The sequence below is a fragment of the Roseateles saccharophilus genome, from assembly GCF_031458095.1.
In the GTDB taxonomy this organism is placed as follows: domain Bacteria; phylum Pseudomonadota; class Gammaproteobacteria; order Burkholderiales; family Burkholderiaceae_C; genus Pelomonas; species Pelomonas saccharophila_A.
The window spans coordinates 651,344-669,181 of sequence record NZ_JAVDXU010000002.1 but is presented as its reverse complement, the minus strand read 5'-3'; the positions used below and the strand labels follow the sequence as shown (position 1 = coordinate 669,181).

At 68.7% G+C, this 17,838-nt stretch carries 20 protein-coding genes and 1 riboswitch; of the genes, 11 read left to right on the top strand and 9 right to left on the bottom strand.

The window, feature by feature from the left end:
- Positions 1-13 precede the first annotated feature (13 nt).
- From J2X20_RS15725 to J2X20_RS15710, 4 genes are all read left to right on the top strand, one after another.
- Positions 14-898 carry an AraC family transcriptional regulator gene (locus J2X20_RS15725; RefSeq protein ID WP_310266433.1) on the top strand — a complete coding sequence of 295 codons (885 nt, stop codon included), beginning with the start codon at positions 14-16 and terminating at the stop codon, positions 896-898.
- A gap of 71 nt (positions 899-969) precedes the next feature.
- The gene (locus tag J2X20_RS15720) at positions 970-1,392 is read left to right on the top strand and encodes a CopG family transcriptional regulator (protein WP_310266432.1); all 423 of its coding nucleotides are present in this window, start codon (positions 970-972) and stop codon (positions 1,390-1,392) included.
- Positions 1,393-1,418: 26 nt separating this feature from the next.
- The gene (locus J2X20_RS15715; RefSeq protein WP_310266431.1) at positions 1,419-2,474 is read left to right on the top strand and encodes an extracellular catalytic domain type 1 short-chain-length polyhydroxyalkanoate depolymerase; all 1,056 of its coding nucleotides are present in this window, start codon (positions 1,419-1,421) and stop codon (positions 2,472-2,474) included.
- A gap of 160 nt (positions 2,475-2,634) precedes the next feature.
- A complete protein-coding gene (locus tag J2X20_RS15710; RefSeq protein WP_310266430.1) occupies positions 2,635-5,034 on the top strand; it encodes a catalase in 2,400 nt (799 codons plus the stop codon).
- A gap of 120 nt (positions 5,035-5,154) precedes the next feature.
- Here J2X20_RS15710 and J2X20_RS15705 read toward each other — a convergent pair whose 3' ends face one another.
- From J2X20_RS15705 to J2X20_RS15690, 4 genes are all read right to left on the bottom strand, one after another.
- Entirely contained in the window at positions 5,155-5,682 is a 528-nt protein-coding gene (locus J2X20_RS15705) for a hypothetical protein (protein ID WP_310266428.1), read from the bottom strand.
- Between the two features lie 78 nt (positions 5,683-5,760).
- Positions 5,761-6,324 carry a low affinity iron permease family protein gene (locus tag J2X20_RS15700; RefSeq protein WP_409034166.1) on the bottom strand — a complete coding sequence of 188 codons (564 nt, stop codon included), beginning with the start codon at positions 6,322-6,324 and terminating at the stop codon, positions 5,761-5,763.
- Between the two features lie 98 nt (positions 6,325-6,422).
- Entirely contained in the window at positions 6,423-7,022 is a 600-nt protein-coding gene (locus J2X20_RS15695; RefSeq protein WP_310266426.1) for a DNA-3-methyladenine glycosylase, read from the bottom strand.
- Between the two features lie 72 nt (positions 7,023-7,094).
- Positions 7,095-7,646 (bottom strand): hemerythrin domain-containing protein, encoded by a 552-nt coding sequence (locus J2X20_RS15690; RefSeq protein ID WP_310266424.1) that lies wholly within the window; start codon positions 7,644-7,646, stop codon positions 7,095-7,097.
- 329 nt (positions 7,647-7,975) lie between these two features.
- Here J2X20_RS15690 and J2X20_RS15685 point away from each other — a divergent pair, with 329 nt between their 5' ends.
- From J2X20_RS15685 to J2X20_RS15670, 4 genes are all read left to right on the top strand, one after another.
- Entirely contained in the window at positions 7,976-8,710 is a 735-nt protein-coding gene (locus J2X20_RS15685; RefSeq protein WP_310266422.1) for a YciI family protein, read from the top strand.
- A gap of 89 nt (positions 8,711-8,799) precedes the next feature.
- Positions 8,800-9,444 (top strand): MBL fold metallo-hydrolase, encoded by a 645-nt coding sequence (locus J2X20_RS15680; protein ID WP_310266420.1) that lies wholly within the window; start codon positions 8,800-8,802, stop codon positions 9,442-9,444.
- 117 nt (positions 9,445-9,561) lie between these two features.
- Complete coding sequence (locus J2X20_RS15675; protein WP_310266417.1) at positions 9,562-10,239, top strand: helix-turn-helix transcriptional regulator; 678 nt, start codon at positions 9,562-9,564, stop codon at positions 10,237-10,239.
- A 263-nt stretch (positions 10,240-10,502) separates the two neighbouring features.
- Positions 10,503-11,135 (top strand): Crp/Fnr family transcriptional regulator, encoded by a 633-nt coding sequence (locus tag J2X20_RS15670; RefSeq protein ID WP_310266414.1) that lies wholly within the window; start codon positions 10,503-10,505, stop codon positions 11,133-11,135.
- Positions 11,136-11,226: 91 nt separating this feature from the next.
- Here the strand turns inward: J2X20_RS15670 and J2X20_RS15665 are convergent, their stop codons facing one another.
- On the bottom strand, positions 11,227-12,195 hold the full coding sequence (locus J2X20_RS15665; protein WP_310266413.1) for a M48 family metallopeptidase: 969 nt from the start codon (positions 12,193-12,195) through the stop codon (positions 11,227-11,229).
- Between the two features lie 71 nt (positions 12,196-12,266).
- On the opposite strand from J2X20_RS15665, the gene J2X20_RS15660 reads away from it, so the two are divergent.
- Both J2X20_RS15660 and J2X20_RS15655 read left to right on the top strand, forming a co-directional pair.
- Positions 12,267-12,743: a flavin reductase family protein gene (locus J2X20_RS15660; protein ID WP_310266410.1), complete on the top strand. Its 477-nt coding sequence runs from the start codon at positions 12,267-12,269 to the stop codon at positions 12,741-12,743.
- 75 nt (positions 12,744-12,818) lie between these two features.
- On the top strand, positions 12,819-13,265 hold the full coding sequence (locus J2X20_RS15655) for an SRPBCC family protein (protein WP_310267851.1): 447 nt from the start codon (positions 12,819-12,821) through the stop codon (positions 13,263-13,265).
- Between the two features lie 134 nt (positions 13,266-13,399).
- Here the strand turns inward: J2X20_RS15655 and J2X20_RS15650 are convergent, their stop codons facing one another.
- The 4 genes from J2X20_RS15650 to J2X20_RS15635 form a co-directional block, all read right to left on the bottom strand.
- Positions 13,400-14,236: a hypothetical protein gene (locus J2X20_RS15650; RefSeq protein WP_310266408.1), complete on the bottom strand. Its 837-nt coding sequence runs from the start codon at positions 14,234-14,236 to the stop codon at positions 13,400-13,402.
- A gap of 94 nt (positions 14,237-14,330) precedes the next feature.
- Positions 14,331-14,422, bottom strand: a riboswitch (cyclic di-GMP riboswitch).
- A 131-nt stretch (positions 14,423-14,553) separates the two neighbouring features.
- The gene (locus J2X20_RS15645; protein ID WP_310266405.1) at positions 14,554-16,011 is read right to left on the bottom strand and encodes a hypothetical protein; all 1,458 of its coding nucleotides are present in this window, start codon (positions 16,009-16,011) and stop codon (positions 14,554-14,556) included.
- Positions 16,008-16,895, bottom strand: a complete 888-nt coding sequence (locus J2X20_RS15640) for an ABC transporter ATP-binding protein (protein WP_310266400.1) — start codon at positions 16,893-16,895, stop codon at positions 16,008-16,010. Before J2X20_RS15640 ends, J2X20_RS15645 begins: the two co-directional genes overlap by 4 nt.
- On the bottom strand, positions 16,892-17,287 hold the full coding sequence (locus J2X20_RS15635) for a GntR family transcriptional regulator (RefSeq protein WP_310266397.1): 396 nt from the start codon (positions 17,285-17,287) through the stop codon (positions 16,892-16,894). The genes J2X20_RS15640 and J2X20_RS15635 overlap by 4 nt, the downstream gene beginning before the upstream one ends.
- 229 nt (positions 17,288-17,516) lie before the next feature.
- Between J2X20_RS15635 and J2X20_RS15630 the strand changes: the two genes are divergently transcribed.
- Positions 17,517-17,726 carry a hypothetical protein gene (locus J2X20_RS15630; protein WP_310266395.1) on the top strand — a complete coding sequence of 70 codons (210 nt, stop codon included), beginning with the start codon at positions 17,517-17,519 and terminating at the stop codon, positions 17,724-17,726.
- Positions 17,727-17,838: the final 112 nt, after the last annotated feature.

The following is a 17,838-nucleotide window of genomic DNA, read 5'->3' as shown; positions in this document are numbered from 1 at the left end:
TTACGGTGGCGGCATGAGCTCAGTTGAAGAATTGCAGGGCCTGATCAAGCGCCACGCCGCGCCCGCGGGCGAGCGCGGCCCGGGCTGCATGTTTGCGGTGTCGGCAGACGCCCCCACCGAGATCCAGCACCATGTGCTGGAGCCGACCTTCGTCGTGGTGGCCCAGGGCGCCAAGCGCGCCATGCTGGGCGACGAGGTGTTCGAGTACCGCCAGGGCCAGTTCCTCGTCGTGACCGTGGACCTGCCCATCGCCGGCTGCGTCATCCAGGCCAGCCCCGAGCTGCCCTATCTCGCCGCGGGCCTGAAGCTGCAGCCGGCGACGGTCTCCTCGCTGCTGCTGGAGATGGACCCAGCCGACGTGGCGGCGTCCGAGCCGGCGGGCTTCGCGGTCAGCGATGCGCCCGAGGCCCTGCTGGACACCGTGGTGCGCATGCTGAGGCTGAAGGACTCGCCGCGCGACGCCGCCGTGCTGGGCCCGCTGGTGGAGCGCGAGCTCGTGTGGCGGCTGCTGCACAGCGCGCAGGGTGCCATGGTGAGGCAGATCGGCCTGGCCGACAGCCGGCTGTCGCAGATCGGGCGGGCCATCCGCTTCATCCGCGACCACCACGCCGAGGCCATCTCCATTCCCATGCTGGCCGACATGGTGGCCATGAGCGAGTCGTCCTTCCACCGCCATTTCCGCGGCGCGACGACGATGAGTCCGCTGCAATACCAGAAGCTGATCCGGCTGCAGGAGGCGCGGGCACGCGTGATGGCCGACGCGGGCGACGTGGCCGCCATCGGCTACAGCGTCGGCTACGACAGCCCCTCGCAGTTCAGCCGCGAGTACAGCCGCCTGTTTGGCGCCCCGCCGGGGCGGGACAAGCTGCGCTTGGGCCAGCGGGCGGTGGGGGCCTGAGCGAAAGCGCGGCGCGTCTTGTTTACAAAATAAGGTTAGTGGAATCCAAGTGGATGCCGCATGATGGCGACATGCCAGCCACGCCCTTGCTCTCGCCGAAGACGGCCAAGCCCGTCGATGAAAAGCTGACCCTCAATATCGGCTGCGTCGACCTGGGCCAGATCGACCTGCTGGTGCAGGAAGGCTTCTATGCCAATCGCAGCGACCTGATACGCACGGCGATTCGCAACCAGATCGCGACCCACGCCGACGTGGTGCGCCAGGTCGTCACCCGCAAGAGCATCGTGCTGGGCATCCAGCAGTTCAGTGCGGCGGACCTGGAGCAGGTGCGCGATGCGGGCCAGAAGCTGCAGATCCGCGTGCTGGGCCTGGCCGTCATCGCGCCCGAGGTCACGCCCGAACTGGCACTGGCCAGCATCGAATCGCTGACTGTGCTCGGCGCCCTCCATGCAAGTCCCGCCGTGAAGTCGGCCCTCGTCGGGCGGCTGCTGTAGCAACGCCTCGGCTCCTGAAAGCTTTCATGCATCCCCAGTTCGGTCAGTTGATGGCGGAGGCGACCGCGCTCACACGCGCCGGTGACCTCCCGGCCGCCATGGCAGCCATCACCGCGGCGCTCAACGGCAGCCCCGTCGCGGCAGAGCGCGTCCAGGAAGCGCCGGGCCACAACGTCATCGACGTGGTCGCTCGTGTCGTCGAAGAAGCCGTGGCGCCACCAGTCGCCCGACCTGCGACAGCCCCGCAAGGCGAGCGCTTCCTTACCGGCCACTACGCCCATCACGCCGGCAAGCGCGACTACCGCCTTTTCATTCCTGCCACCCGCCACGACAAGCCGCGCGCCCTGGTCCTGATGCTGCATGGCTGCACGCAGAGCCCTGATGACTTCGCCCGGGGCACGCGCATGAACGCGCTGGGGGCCGAGCACAACACGCTGGTGCTCTACCCGGCGCAGACGCGCCATGCCAATTCCCAGGGTTGCTGGAACTGGTTCAAGCACAACCACCAGGGCCGCAACCGCGGCGAGCCGGCCCTGCTCGCCGACATGACGCGGCACATCGCCGAAAGCCACGGTGTCGACCCCGGGCACATCTATGTTGCCGGCCTGTCCGCGGGTGGGGCGATGGCCGCGATCCTGGCGACGACCCATCCTGACGTCTTTGCCGCGGCCGGTGTCCACTCCGGGCTGCCTGCGGGCGCGGCCCGCGATCTGCCGGGTGCGCTGGCGGCGATGCAGGGCCAAGCCGGCAGCGGCCTTGCCGGCACGGCCAAGTCCGAAGTGCGCATGATCGTCTTCCATGGCGATGCCGATGCGACGGTCCACCCCAGCAATGGCGAACGGGTGGTGGCCGCCCATGGCGGCACCGCGGTCAGCGTCGAGGAGCAGCACGGATTGCAGCACGGCAACCGCACCTGCACGCGGCGCCTGCACAAGGACGCCCAGGGCCAGGTCGTGACCGAGCAATGGCGGCTGCATGGCGCCGGCCATGCCTGGTCGGGCGGCGACCCGTCGGGGTCCTACACCGACGCCCGCGGTCCCGACGCCAGCGCGGAGATGATGCGGTTCTTCCTGCAAACCTGACCCATCCAGCGCCGCTTTGGCCGGACATCGGCGTCCACACCTACTCGACAGCCTCGAAAAGCTCTGCCTCGGGCCGCTGGCCCGGCAGCGCTGACCCCCTATCTCCACGCCGCGGGCATGCCGTCTGCCAGGGTGAGTTCCACCCTGAATCGAGACTCCCATGCCCAGTTCCCGCAAGACGCCCCCCGCCGCCAAGTCGGCCGCCCGCAACACCGACAGTGGGCCCGCCAACCCCGTCACGCCCGGCGACGACGCAGCCACTCGGAAGATGGCGCAGACCGGCGACCTGGCGGCCGCCATGCCCTTCAACGCCAACAAGGCCGCCGAGCATGGGCAGGACAACGGCCTCAACCCGCCGGCCGGTGCCCAGGTACCCCCGCCCTCGCGCCTGCCCACCGGCAGCACGCTGTCTGAAGTCAACGCGTCGGCCAAGACCGGGGGCGTGGCGGCCGATGGCAGCAATCCGGGCAACGGCCCGCTGGACCGCGTACGCGTGGACAGCGGCGGCCAGCGGCTCACCACCAACCAGGGCGTGCCGATTGCCGACAACCAGAACTCGCTGAAGTCCGGCCTGCGCGGCCCCGCGCTGCTGGAAGACTTCATCCTGCGCGACAAGCTCACCCACTTCGACCATGAGCGCATCCCGGAGCGCATCGTGCATGCGCGCGGCTCGGCCGCCCACGGCTTCTTCGAGTGCTACGACGCCGTGCCTCAGCTCACCAAGGCGGCGCCCTTCAAACAAGCCGGCAAGATCACACCGGTGTTCGTGCGCTTCTCCACCGTGGCGGGCGAGCGCGGCTCCAAGGATACGGCGCGCGACGTGCGCGGCTTTGCGGTCAAGTTCTACACCGATGAAGGCAACTGGGATCTGGTGGGCAACAACATGCCGGTGTTCTTCATCCAGGATGCGATGAAGTTCCCCGACCTCGTGCACGCCGTCAAGCCCGAGCCGCACCACGGCATGCCGCAGGCCGCCAGCGCCCACGACACCTTCTGGGACTTCGTCTCGCTGATGCCCGAGTCCACCCATATGCTGATGTGGGTGATGAGCGACCGCGCCATCCCGCGCAGCTTCGCCACCATGCAGGGCTTTGGCGTGCACACCTACCGCCTGGTCAACGAGGCGGGCGAGTCGTTTTTCGTGAAGTTCCACTGGAACCCGAAGTTCGGCACCCACTCGCTGTGCTGGGACGAGGCCGTCAAGATCTCCGGCGCCGACCCCGACTACCACCGCCGCGACCTGTGGGAGCGCATCGAGGCCGGCGCCTACCCCGAATGGGAGCTGGGCCTGCAGGTCTTCACCGAAGAGCAGGCGGACAAGTTCAGCTTCGACGTGCTGGACGCCACCAAGCTGGTGCCCGAGGAACTGGTGCCCATCCAGCCCGTGGGGCGCATGGTGCTGAACCGCAACCCCGACAACTTCTTCGCCGAGACCGAGCAGGTGGCCTTCTGTACGGCCAACATCATCCCGGGCCTGGACTTCTCCAACGACCCGCTGCTGGCCGGGCGCATCCACTCCTATGTGGACACGCAGATCAGCCGCCTGGGCGGGCCCAACTTCCACGAGATCCCGATCAACTCACCCATCGCGCCGGTGCACAACAACCAGCGTGACGGCATGCACCGCCAGGCCATCCCGCGCGGTCGCGTGGCCTACGAGCCCAACTCGCTGGGCGGCGGCTGCCCCTTCCAGGCCGGCGCCACGCAGGGCTTCACGTCGGTCGCCGCGCGCATCCGCGCCAAGGACGAGCAAGGCAAGGTGCGCGCCAAGCCCGAGCTGTTCGCCGAGCACTACAACCAGGCCGCGCTGTTCTTCAACAGCCAGACGCCCGCCGAGCAGGCCCACATCGCCGCGGCCTTCCGCTTCGAGCTGAGCAAGGTGCAGGTGCCGGCCATCCGCCAGCGCGTGGTGTCCATGCTGAGGAACGCGTCCGAGTCGCTGGCCGCCCAGGTGGCCGAAGGGCTGAACATGAACCCGCTGCCCGACGCCATGCCCCGTGCCCTGCCGCGCCGGCTCAAGCCCGAGGTCAACGTGTCGCCCGCGCTGTCGCTGACGGCCCGGCCCGGTGACGGCTCCATCGCCGGCCGCAAGGTGGCCCTGTTTGTGGCCGACGGCGTGCTGGGCCAGGGCGTGCTGGACGTGCAGGCCAGCCTCGTGGCGGCCGGCGCCGTGCCGCGCCTCATCGCGCCGCGCATCGGCCCGGTGGCCACCGGCGACGGCACGGCCCTGGAGGCGGATGCATCGCTGGAGAACGAACCCGCCTTCCTGTTCGACGCGCTGCTGCTGCCCGACGGCGCCGCCGCCATGGTGGCCCTGTCCGGCGACGGCAACGCCATGGCCGGCATCCGCGACCAGTACCGCCATTGCAAGACCGTGGTCGCCCTGGGCACAGGCGCCGAGCTGCTGGACGTGGCCGGCATCTCCCCCACGCTGCCCACTGGCGACCCCGACCCGGGCATCACCGTGGCATCGGATGCCGCCAGCGCCGCCGATGCCTTGGTCGACGGCCTCAGGCGCCACCGCCACCCGCAGCGCGAGACAGACCCGCCGATCGTGTGAGCGACCTGCGCCTTGCCCCTGACCGAGACCGAGCATCCGCTGCCGTAAGAGCAGCGGCAAGATCAACATCAAGGTCCGCAGCGCGCAGGGCGGCGCCGACACGGACGCGACCGGGCCGGCTCAGAAGGTCTCGACCCGGTCGCCGTGCAGCAGCAGCTGCGGGACCTGCAAGAACATCCATCGGTCGCCATCGGGGCGGATGGACCACGTCAGATCAAACCGCTCGGCGGGCCAAACCCGGGGCACGTCGCCAGCACCCAGGACGGCACGCGCCAGCGCGGGCAGGTAGTCATGCCGCCAGCACACCAGCACCGGCACGTCCAAGTTCCGGAGTGTTTGCGCGAACTGTTCAAGCGGATCTTCGTCTGACCAGCGCTCGTCCACGGCGATGCCCAAGGCGTCGGCCAACGGCGTGATGGTGTCGCGGGGACGCGTTGATGGGTGCAAGGGTGTCGCGCGGGCTGCAAAGATGTGTTCCGGCCTGCACACCAGCCGCGCGTGCATGCGGTCCGCCAACAAGGCGAAGTACGGAACCAGCGCGCCGGCGCGACGCCACCCGGCGACGCTCAGCGAGCGCTCGTCCAGGCGGCCGGCGTCGTCAACGCCGCTGCGCCCTTGGCCAGGCTTCTCGGCGTGTCGGATCAGCATGATGCACTTGGACATCTTCTTCCTTTGCGCCGCGGCAGCCGTGCTGCACGCCAGGCCGGTAGAGGTCAGCGATGGAACCTAGGCTTGCGAGACCCTGTTGTCGGATGGCGCGTCCGCACACAGGCTTGTCGGCATGCCTTCCTCGTCAATGGAGTGAATCTCCTTGGCGGGGCCGGCAGTCTTGGCGCGGTCCGCGAGCCGTGCATAGAACGCAGCCACCTCGCGCAGGTCCTGCTCGTCCAAGGTCTCGATGCCGATCATGCGGTTGCTCGCGCTGCGGTGAGCCGCCAGCAGTTCATTCAGCTTCAGATGCAGGGCGACGCTGTCCTTGTTCTGGCTTTGCTGGATCAGGAACACCATCAGGAAGGTCACGATGGTCGTTCCGGTGTTGACCACCAGCTGCCAGTTCTCGGAGTATCGATAGGCCGGGCCCAGCAGGCCCCACATGCCAATCAGCGCCAGCGCCGCGCAGAACGCCACGGGCGAACCGCACCAGCGTGTCACTGCCGAGGCGAAATGGTCGAAGTAGGTGAGCAGCTTCGATCGCGCGGCGTAGGCCGCCGTGTTCGTGCTGGGCATCGCGCCCAGGGCATCGACGCTTTCTTCCGCCGCGCGGGCGGGCTTTTCGGGTGCGATTTCCATGGGATCTCCTGGCGTACACCGCCGGCTCGCCTCAGACAGAGGTCGAGTCCGGTCAGGCCTGACTGATCCGAGCTTAGGCATTCGCAGGGCGGTGGCTATCAGACAAGATCCCGCGCTGCGCCATGGGCCGCCTCGCTGAATCGCTTGCTGAGGAATGGCGAATTGGCGATCCCGAACCGCCACGGCAAATGTCCGGCCTTGGTGATGCCGATGCGGACCCCGACCACCAGCTCGATTTCATCCCGCGGCGCCAGCAGCTCGAACGGCGGCTCATCGAACGCCAGACCGTTGAAGGAGCGGTCGATCGCCAGAGCCTGGCCGACACGCCCAGGACCGGATGCGAGCAGTTCCGCACGATGACAGCCACGACGTGCGCGCATCGCCTCCAAGCCGTGTGTGGGCTCCAGCGCACGGATCAGCACCGCCGCACCGTGCCCGGCCTCCTGGCAAACGACATTGAGGCACCAGTGAAGGCCGTAGCTGAGGTAGACATAGGCGCGCCCCGGCGGGCCGAACATGGGTGCATTGCGCAGCGTCGGACCTTTGAAGCTGTGAGACGCCTCATCGTCCATGTCGTAGGCCTCGGTCTCGACGATGACGCCGCCGATGCCGTCGACCAGCAGCGTCCAGCCGATCAGCTGGCGCGCTACGGTTTGGGGGCTCTGGGCGAAGTTCACAGGCGACCGCGTCAACGACATGGCCTGGCTGCCGGCGCAGCGCCCTGAGGGCAAGACCCGGCCGGGCCTTGCCGAGAGCGCCGAACCGGCCGCTCAGTGCGGTTCGTCCGCCTGACCCATCAGCTCTGCCTTGCGGGCAGCGATGTCTTCACCCAGGATGTCCAGGTCCAGATCGGACTTGCGAACCTTGGGGAACATCTCGCCTTCCTCTTCCTTGACGTGGTGATCGATGTATTCACCGAGCACCTTGACCTTGGCGTCATACAAGGGGTCATCCGGCGAGCCGTCCTCGATCTGCGCGATGAGTTCCTTCGCGCTGGCGTGCTCGACATCGGCCTCGTCGACGAGGTCTTCGTCTTCACCCAACACTTCACGGGCGCGCGGATAGAAGAGCTCCTCTTCGGCGGTCGCGTGAGCGGTCAGCATCACGCAGATCTGTGCGGCGACGACCTGTTTCTCGCCGGCATCGGCTTGCGCCTTCACCAGCTTGTCGTATTCCTTGAACAGCGCCTTCACCTCGCGGTGATCGGCGATCAGCAGGTCGATTGCATCGGGCGCGTCGTTGCCGCGCGCCTTCGAGGCGGCTGCGGGCTTGGTGGATGCGCCCTTGGACGCCTTGGCTGAGGTTTTCGTTGCGGTGGGCATGTGATTCCTACTGGCTGGTGGCAAAAACGCCGTGCCGTGACACCGGCGCGGCTCGAGACCTGCTCGGCAAACGCCATGCCAACTGCACCGCTGCACGCGAGCCGAGACGGTCATGACGAGATGGGGAGCGTCCGCCAGGCGACGTCGAGCGGGTGTCGGACAGAACCTCTGTTACGCCCGGCTGCCAAGACGGTTGGCGCGCGGGGCATCCGAAGGCGCTGGGTGTCCGAGGCGAACGGCGCGGCGCCTACATTTGCTTACAAGCGAATTTGGCGAAAGTGTCTCGGCATGCAGGCTCGATGCGTCGTGCCTGTGAAAGGAGCAATCACATGCAATTCATGATCATGCACAAGAACGACCCTCGTACCGAGGCGGGCCAGCCGCCACCGTTGGAGCTGGTCGCGCAGATGGGGGCCTTCATCGGCGAGTACGCGAGCACGGGCCGCTTCATCGATGGCGCCGGGCTCGCCGGCAGCAGCACCCGCACGCGCCTGCTGTTCCGCGATGGCCGGTGCAGCCTCCAGCCGGGTCCCTATGCCGGCGAGCGCGAACTGCCCAGCGTGCTGTGGCAGCTCAAGGTCGGCACGCGCGAGCAGGCCATCGCCTGGGCGCAGCGCTACGGCCAGATCCTCGGCGACGGCGAGATCGAGCTGGGCAAGGTCAACGAGCCCTGGGACATCGGCCTGATGCCCGTGCCCGACAACCCGCCGCTGCAATTCCTGCTCATCGACAAGGCCGATGCGGCCAGCGAGGCCGGTGGCCGCAGCGCGCAGCTGCTGGCCGCGCTGGCGCGCCTGCAGGCCGAGGCGACCGCCGCCGGCGTGCTGGTCAAGACGCTGATGCTCAAGCCCAGCAAGACAGCCAAGCGCCTGCGCTTCAGGAACAACGAGCTGGGCGTCATCGACGGCCCGTTCACCGAGACCAAGGAACTGATCGGCGGCTTCGCGGTGATGGAGCTGGCGGACATGGACGAGGCCATCGCCATGTGCCGCCGTTACGCGGCCATCCTCGGCGGCACACTGGAGATCGACATCCGCAGCGTCGACACGGGCGTGCCAGCCTGACAGCTGTCTGCATTCGGCGGGGCGCAAGGGGCGGTTTCGATACATTGACCTTCAGTTCGAAACTTTGTGATCAGCGCCCCATCCGTCCAATGGCCCTGCAATACCTGACCCTGCCCGTCACCCAGTTCCAGCAGAACTGCTCCCTCGTCTGGTGCGACGTCACCCAGGACGCCGCCCTCATCGACCCCGGTGGCGAGCTGCCTCGCCTGCTCGCGGCAGTGCGCGAGCGTGGCCTGAACCTGAAGGCCATCTGGCTCACGCATGCCCACATTGACCACGCCGGCGGCACCGGACAGCTGGCGCGCGAACAGGGCCTGCCCATCATCGGCCCGCATCCGGGCGACCAGTTCTGGATCGACGGCCTGGCCCAGCAGAGCAGGATGTTCGGCTTCCCGCCCGCCGAGGCCTTCACGCCCGACCGCTGGCTCGACGATGGCGACACGGTGCAGATCGGCCAGGAGACCCTGGCCGTGCGCCATTGCCCCGGCCATACGCCGGGCCATGTCGTCTTCCACTCGGCCTCGGCCAAGCGCGCCTTCGTCGGTGACGTGCTGTTTGCGGGCAGCATCGGCCGCACCGACTTTCCGGGCGGCAACCACCAGCAACTGCTCGACGCCATCCGCCAGCGCCTGTGGCCCATGGGTGACGACACCGTCTTCATTCCCGGCCATGGCCCGGAAAGCAGCATCGGAATTGAACGTCGCGGCAATCCCTATGTTGCAGATGGGGTTTGAGCGACGGCGCGCCGTAATTCGTTCACAAACACACCCAGCAACATTTACGCCCGACGCGAAACATGCTCTCCTACGCTTTGATGATGGCTCGCATGGTGTGGGCCAAGGAGTGCTTCCATGTGGTTGTCCGAGTTTGTGCAACCGGGCCAAGCGCCCGGCGCCCGTCCGCGTGAACGCCGGCAGGCGGCCTCACTGTCCAGTCAATGGTTGGGTTTGGTGCTGGAGGAGCTCGACCATGGCGTCGTCCTTCTCAACGGCGGCGGCCGCGTGCTTCACACCAATCTCGCCGCGCGAGCGTCGCTGGATGACAACCACCCGCTGGAGCTCGTCGGCCCGCATCTGCGCGCCCGCCTGCTGACCGACGCCGTGCCGCTGGCCGAGGCGCTGGAAGGCGCCGAGGCGAGCGGCCGGCGCTGCCTGCTGCGTCTGGGCGACGACCGCGCCGAGTGCGGCCGCGCCAATGTCGTCGTCGTGCCGCTGAACCGCGACGTCAGCCAGGCGGCCGTGCTGCTGATCCTGGAGCGCCGCCAGCTCTGTGGCGACCTGGCCGCACAATGGTTCGCCCTGCGCTACCAGCTGACGCCGGCCGAGACGGAAGTGCTCAAGGCCCTGTCCAACGGCGTCAAGCCGACCGAAGTGGCGCAGCGCCAGGGCGTGGCCATCTCGACGGTGCGCAGCCAGATCCAGAGCATCCGCGCCAAGAGCGGGGCCGACAGCATCGGCGAGCTGATGCGCCAGCTGGCCCTGCTGCCGCCTCTGGTGTCGTCGCTTCGCCCGGCCAAACTCGTCAACTGACGGCGCCCATGGCGGCTTTCCTGCGGGCCGAGCGCCGGGCCGCTCCCTAGCCGGCCCGCGCTGGGCGATGTGCTTGTGGCTCAATGCCACAAGCATCGTCGTCCCCGCGGGGGCTGAGGCCGGACACATGGCGCCCGGTGGGCGGCATGTGCCTGCCGAAGCTCTGCGGCCAGTGGCCGCAGAGTGGTCCCGGCCAAGGTACTCCGTGGACGAGGGGCTAACATTCCGGCGCGCTATGGGCCAAATGCCCCAGGCGCCGCCGGATGCCTGACGACACCTTCGATACCGAACTCCTGGCCCTGCCGCCCTCGCTGCGGCTGCTGGCCGCGCGCGGCATGGCGCGCAGCTATCGCAAGGGCATCGTGCTGATCGAGGAAGGCTCGGTCGGCGACAACCTCTACCTGATCCTGTCCGGCTCGCTGCGCGCCTTCAGCAGCGATGCGCGTGGCCGTGAGATCACTTATGGGGTCTACGGCCCCGGCGAATACGTCGGCGAGATGAGCCTGGACGGCGGGCCGCGTTCGGCCAGCGTCATCACCGAGGAGGCCTGCCGCCTGGTCATGGTGACGCGGGCCAGCCTGCTGACCCATATCAGCGAGCACCCCGAGTTCGCCTTCGAGCTGCTGACCAAGGTCATCCGCCGCGCTCGCGCGGCGACGCTGTCGACCAAGCAGCTGGCCCTCAACGATGTCTATGGCCGGCTCAAGAGCCTCGTGGACGAATCCACCGGCGACGGCCGCCACCTCGAGCTGACCCACCAGGGCATGGCCCAGCGCCTGGGCTGCTCGCGCGAGATGGTGTCCAAGCTCGTCAAGGACCTGGAGCTGGGCGGCTATCTGCGTCGCGTCGCCGCGGGCGAGTACCAGCGCCTCAAGAACCTGCCGGCGCGCTGGTGACCTGAGCCCAGGGCCGAGCGACGGGCCGCCCAAGCCGGCCCGCATCCCCTCGGGGGATCGGCTGGCGTACCCGCCAGCCGGGGGGCTCACTTCAGCGCGAGCGCACCGGCAGCGGTGGCGCGACCGGGAAGCGCTGGTCCGGCTTGGACGCGCGCTGGTAGAGGCCCTCGACCTTGGGCAGATTGGCCTGGATGTCGCGGATGCGCGTGGTGCTGGCCGGGTGGGTGGACAGCCACTGCGGCGGCGCGCCCTTGTTGGCCGTCATCATCTTTTCCCACAGCCGCACGGCGGCGGCCGGGTCGTAGCCGGCGCGGGCGGACAGCTCGATGCCGACCAGATCGGCCTCGCTCTCGTCATCGCGGCTGAAGCGCAGGTTCACCAGTTGGGCGCCCATGCCGGCCAGGCCGCGGCCGATATTGCCCAGGCCCAGCAGGGCCGAGCCCAGCTCGACGATGCCATTGGTGACGGCCGACTTGCCGACGCGCTCGCGGGCGTGTTCGCGCAGCGCGTGTGCGACCTCATGCCCCATGATGGCTGCGACCTCGTCGTCCTCGAGCTTGAGCTTCTCCAGGATGCCGTAGAAAAAGGCGATCTTGCCGCCCGGCATGCAGAAGGCATTGAGCTGCGTGCTGGCCAGCAGGTTGACCTCCCATTTCCACTGCCTCGCGCGATCGTTCCATTCATAGCTGAAGGGGATGATGCGCTGGGCGATGTAGCGCAGCCGCTGTGCCTGCGGGTGCTCCATGGGCGCCAGGGCGCGCTGCTGGCCGGCCTCCCGCATCATCTGCGCGTATTGCTGGCTGCCGGCCTGTTCGAGCTGATCGGCCGACACGAAGCCGGTGAACTTGCTCTTGGGGCCGACGTCGACGCCGTCGCGCGCCCAGGCCGGCAGCAGGGCGGCGGCACCGGCCGCACCGAGCAGGCCGGTGAACAGGCGCCGGCCGCGCCGGGTGGGTGGCGCACAGCGGCCCGCGGCGCAATCCGCGCAGTCGCCGAACAGGCGCGTCGGCGGGTGGGTGAGTTGCAGGTCGTCGCGGACCTGGAAGTCATCGGCATGCATGCCGGCATTGTGCTTCGACGGCAAAGCCTGTTCTCGTAGGACGGCAGCGCGGGACTGGCGACAATCGCGCCATGGACAGCCAGCAATTCCGCGCCGCCCTGGGCATGTTCGCCACCGGCGTGACCATCGTCACCGTGCGCTCACCCGAGGGAGGCCTGGTCGGCCTGACGGCCAATTCCTTCAACTCCGTGTCGCTGGACCCGCCGCTGGTGCTGTGGAGCCTGTCGCGGCGGGCCGGCTCCATGCCGGTGTTCACGCATGGCTCGCATTACGCGATCAACATCCTCGCGGCCGACCAGAAGGAGCTCGCCCAGCGCTTCGCCATGCGCGACATCGACCGCTTTGCCGGCGTGGCCTGGCGCGAGGGCGCGGGCGGCGCGCCGGTGCTGGACGGCGCCGTCGCGACTTTCGAATGCGCCAACCGCAGCCGCTACGAGGAAGGCGACCATGTCATCTTCGTCGGCGAGGTCGAGCGCTGCACGGCGCGGGTCGGCGCCCAGCCGCTGATCTTCCACGGCGGTCGGTACTTCACCGAGCTTCCGATCTAGCGGCTTGTCGATTCCACTGCGGGTCGCTCGTCGTAGCAGCAGAGGGTCGTCCTCTACCCAACTCAGTCAGGAAGCATCATGACCAACACCGTCACCCTGCACCGCGTGCTGCGCTGCCCGCCCGATCGCGTCTATCGCGCCTTCACGACGCCCGCCGCCATGGCCAAGTGGCTGCCGCCGCATGGCTTCACCGGCACTGTCCACGAGATGGATGCCAAGGTGGGCGGTACCTACAAGATGTCCTTCACCAACTTCACGACCGGTGGTGGCCACAGCTTTGGCGGCCGCTACCTGGAGCTGGAGCCGGGCAAGAAGCTGCGCTACACGGCCGCCTTCGACGACCCCAACCTGCCCGGCGAGATGACGACGACGGTCGAGCTCAAGGCCGTGTTCTGCGGCACCGAGGTGCACATCAAGCAGGAAGGCATTCCCGCCGTCATCCCGGCCGAGGCCTGCTATCTGGGCTGGCAGGAGTCGCTGACCCTGCTCGCCCAGTTGGCCGAGCCGGAAATCCCGCAGTAACCCAATGACTTATGCGGGCCGAGCGCCGGGCCGCTCCCTAGCCGGCCCGCGTTGGCCGATGTGCTTGCGGCTCAATGCCGCAAGCATCGGCGTCCCCTCGGGGTCCCGTCCAAGGTAGTCCTTGGACGAGGGCTTCACTTCTGGCCCGGTGTGGGGACGATGGCGGCCATCGCAGCTTTGAAAGCCGGGTCGGCCAGCAAGGCGTTCCAGGCCGCCATCAGCGAGGCGTACTCGCCGGTCGAGATCTTCTTGGCGTTGATCGCCGCGGTGAGCGAGGCATTGAGCTTGACCAGGGCGTCGTACTTCGCATAGCCCTTGCCCTTGAGCTGGGTCACCGCGTAGTTGCTGTAGCCCCAGGCGTTGTTCAGATTGTTCCAGTCGCCCGAGCCAGGCTGGATGTAGGTCACCGGCGCGGGGGCGGGCGACGGGGCCGGTGCGGGCGGCGCGGCCACGGGTGCGGGAGCCGGGGCGGTGGTGGGCTTGCCGCAGGTGCCGGTCACGTTGATGCGCACCCAGCCCGTGCTCGGCACGCCATCGACGTTGACGACGACCTTCACGTTGTTGGCACCGGCGAACAGATAGGGCTGGGTCCAGATGGTCTTGACGACCTTGGGCGTCAGCGCGATCTGGGTGTTCTGCGCGATCAGCGTGTCGTTGCTGTAGATGCGGTTGGTGCTGGTCGCTATCGCCGTGGCGCTGACCTCGTCGTACTTGAAGTTGAAGGCGCAGCGGCCCAGGCTGGAGATGAAGGCGTCCTTCTCGCTGACGGTGATCTGCGGCATCGCGCTCATGGCCGTGCCGTTGGCGGTGACGAGCATGGGCGCGGCCTGGGCGATGACGGTCTGGCCGTCGCTCTTGACGATGCGCACGAGGCCGGTGAGCTGGGCCGTGGGGTCGGCGGCGAAGCTGGCCTGGGCAAACAGGGCGAGGGCGGCAGAAACTGCGCTAAGTGCGGTGGCTTGGAACTTCATGGCGTGGTCTTTCGGGTTGATGCAAAGGGTGGGGCTACGAGGCAGTAGCCGGCACCTCCCCGTGTGCCACGCTGCGGACATGACCTTGTCCGCCCAGGGCGGCCCCGCTGTCTTTCGCGCCTGTTCAGCGCATGAAGACCGGTGGCTTTGCGTCCCCGCCTTTCGACGGGTTTGCCGACTGCATGGGACGCAGTGTGCGGATGTAAGCCGTGTTTTGTCCGTGCGTCAGTTCACGAACGTCAGACCCCGCCCGGCGAGCGGCAGGGGGCTCGCGACGAGCGGTTTTTGAAGCTTGCGGCCGGCTTGCGGCAGCGTTTTCAGCTCAAGCGGCCGGCCGGCAGGGCCGCCGGCGCGGCACTCAGTGCATGCCAGCGCCAGGTGCCAAGCCCGGTGCTGAGCGCGACGCTGGCGACGGCCAGCAGTATCAGCGGCGCCCGCAATTCCCTGTGCAGCAGATACAGGCCCCAACCCATCAGCATGAAGGCCAGGATGGGCACGACGGTCGCCCAGGCCGTGGGCGACTTCATGCGCGCAGGCACGCGCAGCAGCCAGCCTGTGCTGAGCGGCAGGGCGCCGAAGGCCAGGCACAGCAGCCCGGGCTCGTTGGCGGCCCAGGCCAGCAGGCCCAGGCCGGCGGTCGTCAGTGCCCAGGCCACCAGGACATGGCGCAACTGCATCCACGCGACCGCGCGGTTCAGCGCCTGGCCCTGGGGCAGGCCGGGCAGCAGCCGCAACAGGGCCTGTTCGCGGCGGCTGTGCCAGAGCATGTTGGGCAGGGTGAAGCAGGGGTTGAAGCCGATGCTCGCCAGGCCGATGGCCATGCCGTAGGCCCCCTTGGTCCAGTGGTCCTGCAGGCCCTGGCCGGCCAGCGCAAAGGCGACGACAAAGCTCAGCGCAGCGATGACCACGCCCACGACCGCGCCCAGGCTCTGATACAGCCAATGCTGGCGGCCATGCAGCACGATCTCGGCGCGGCTCATGGCGCTGCCAGCCGTTGGTTTGGCCTTCGCGACGACATGGCGCTGCCAGGTCGACGCGGCATGCGCGAAGGGCTGGCTCAGCCACTCTCCCACACGGCCAAAGGCGGCCGCGCCGGCGTACTTGCCTTGCATGCTGTCCTCGGCGGCGCGGCGCATCCGCTCGGTGCGGGCATAGGTGGCGCGGTGGGCCGTGTCGCCATGGCCGAACAGTCGCGCAACGAGCCAGCCCAGGGCCAGCAGGCATCCGGCGAGCACCGTTAGCGGCTGGCCCAGCCACAGCTCGCGCAGCGCCGCGCCGAGGGGAGCTAGCTTGCGGTCGAGGCCGGCGCCGAAGAACAGCACCGGGCCGATGGAGACAACCAGCCAGAGCTGCCATTCCCGCATCGCCCAGCCCATGAAGGCCAGCAGTGCCGCGGCGCCGAGCAGCAGCAGGGCGAAGGACGGCAGCATCGGCATGAACAGCCACAGCAGGACGGCGCTGGCCAGCGAGACGCCGGCCCAGGCCGCCAGCGCCGCCGTCAGCGTGCGGCGCAGATGGCCGGGCACGAAGCGCGCGACGTGGGGATGGTTCTGCTGCATCAGGCTGCCGATGACGGCCATCCACAGCGACATCAATGCCAGCGCCGCCGAGCCGGCGAGCAGGGGGCGCGCCATCTGGGGAACCAGATAGAGGCCCAGCGCCAGGCCGAGCAGCGTCAGCGCGAACAGTGCGCGCCGGCCCCAGGGGGCCTCGCGGTCGCGCTGGCGCCAGAAGGCCAGCAGCAGCTGGTTGCAGGGGTGGGCGGAATTCATCATGTCAGCTCCGCGAACAGGTCTTCGAGGTTCACCGCCTGGGCGTCCTGCGGCGCGCTGACGCCGGCCGGCAGGCGGGCCAGCACGCGCTCGCGGCCGGCCTCCAGCTGCGTGCGCTTGAGCGGCTGGGCATTCAAGCGCGCGAACAGGCCGGCCAGTTCGGTGACGGTGCCGGTGAAGGCGCGCACCTGCTCCAGCAGCTCGTCCAGCGGCGCCTGCAGCGCGATGCGGCCCTCGCTGAGGAAGGCGAGGTTGAAGGCCACGCGTTCCAGGTCGGACAGGATGTGGGTGGAGAACACAACGGTCGTGCCGCGGTCCAGCACCTGGTCGACCAGCTCGCGCAGGAAGTCGCGCCGGCCGACGGGGTCGAGGCTGGCGACGGGCTCGTCCAGCACCAGCAGGTCGGGCTCATGGGCCAGGGCACGGATGATGGACAGGCGCTGCTGCTGGCCGCCCGAGAGGCGGCGGATGGGCTTGTCGCGCGCGATGTCCCAGCGCGACAGCAGGCCCTCGACCCGGGACTCGTTCCAGCGCGGATAGAAGCTCCTGAAATAGGCCAGCAGCTGGGCGGCCGTGAAGTTCTCGAACAGGTCGCTGTGCTGGGGCACATAGCCGATGCGGGCGCGCGCCGCGTCGTCCAGCCGCGCGACGTCCTGGCCGAACAGCTGCACGCGGCCCTGCTGCGGCTCGCGCAGGCCCAGCAGCGTCTCCAGCAACGTGGTCTTGCCGCAGCCGTTGCGGCCCAGCAGGCCCACCACCTGGCCGGGCTGCAGCGTCCAGTCCAGCGCCTTCAGCACGGTCTCGCCCTTGGGGTAGCTGAGGCTGACGCCGGCGAGCTCGGCGGTGGCGGTCTCGGAGTGGGGGAAATGAGCGGAGGAGGCGGTCATGCTTGCGTCTCGTCGAGGATGGTCTTGAACAGCTGCAGGGTCTGGGTCTTGGGCAGCTCCAGCTGCCGCGCTTCGGCGGCTGCTTTTTCCAGCGTCGGGCGCAGCAGCTCGACGCGATCGGCGGTGGGCTGGGCGCGCTGGTGCTGGGCGGCCACCACCATGGACAGGCCGCGGCGGCGCTCCAGCACGCCTTCCATCTCCAGCATGGAATAGGCCTTGGAGATGGTCATGGGATGCACCGCCAGGGCTTGCGCCAGCTCGCGCACCGACGGGATCTCGTCGCCCGCCTTCAGCTGGCCGGCCGCGACGCGCCGCCTGACCTGCTCGATGAGCTGGCGGTAGATGGGCTCGGTCGAGCCGGTGTTGATGTGGACGAAATGGGTGGGATCCATCGTTAACTGCCTACGTGTATCAGTACGATAGTACACGTGGACAGTGGCTGTCAAGAAACAGCCGCGGCTTCGCCCCTCTTTTCACGCGCTGCCCGTGAAGGAGGTGTCGCATGCTGAGCCTCAGCCGTTCCCCGACGGGCGCCAGGCGCCTGCGCTGCGAGCGTGCCGGCCCACACGGCCCCGGCACCGGCAGCCCACCTTCCGCACCGCCCCCAGGAAGGAGACCGCCATGGCCACGTTTGCCGCACCCTGCGCACCGCACTTCGAATTGCGCTTCCAGTCCCTGTTCCAGCAAGGCCGCGCCTGGGTGTTCCCGTGCGACGCGTGCGGCCAGGTGGACCTGGACCACCTCGGCGAGCGTGCGCTCGCCAATTACCTCTATGCCCGGACCGTCATCGGTCGCGAAGTGATGCCGCCGCGCGTGTGCCGCCTGCCTTGAGCCTCAGCGTGGGCCGGGTCAGGCTGCGGCCTTGCGGGGATCGAACAGCCGCCTGCGCGCGCTTCTCGCCGGCCTGCCGAAACTTGCCGAAGCGGCGGGGTGCGGGCGTAGG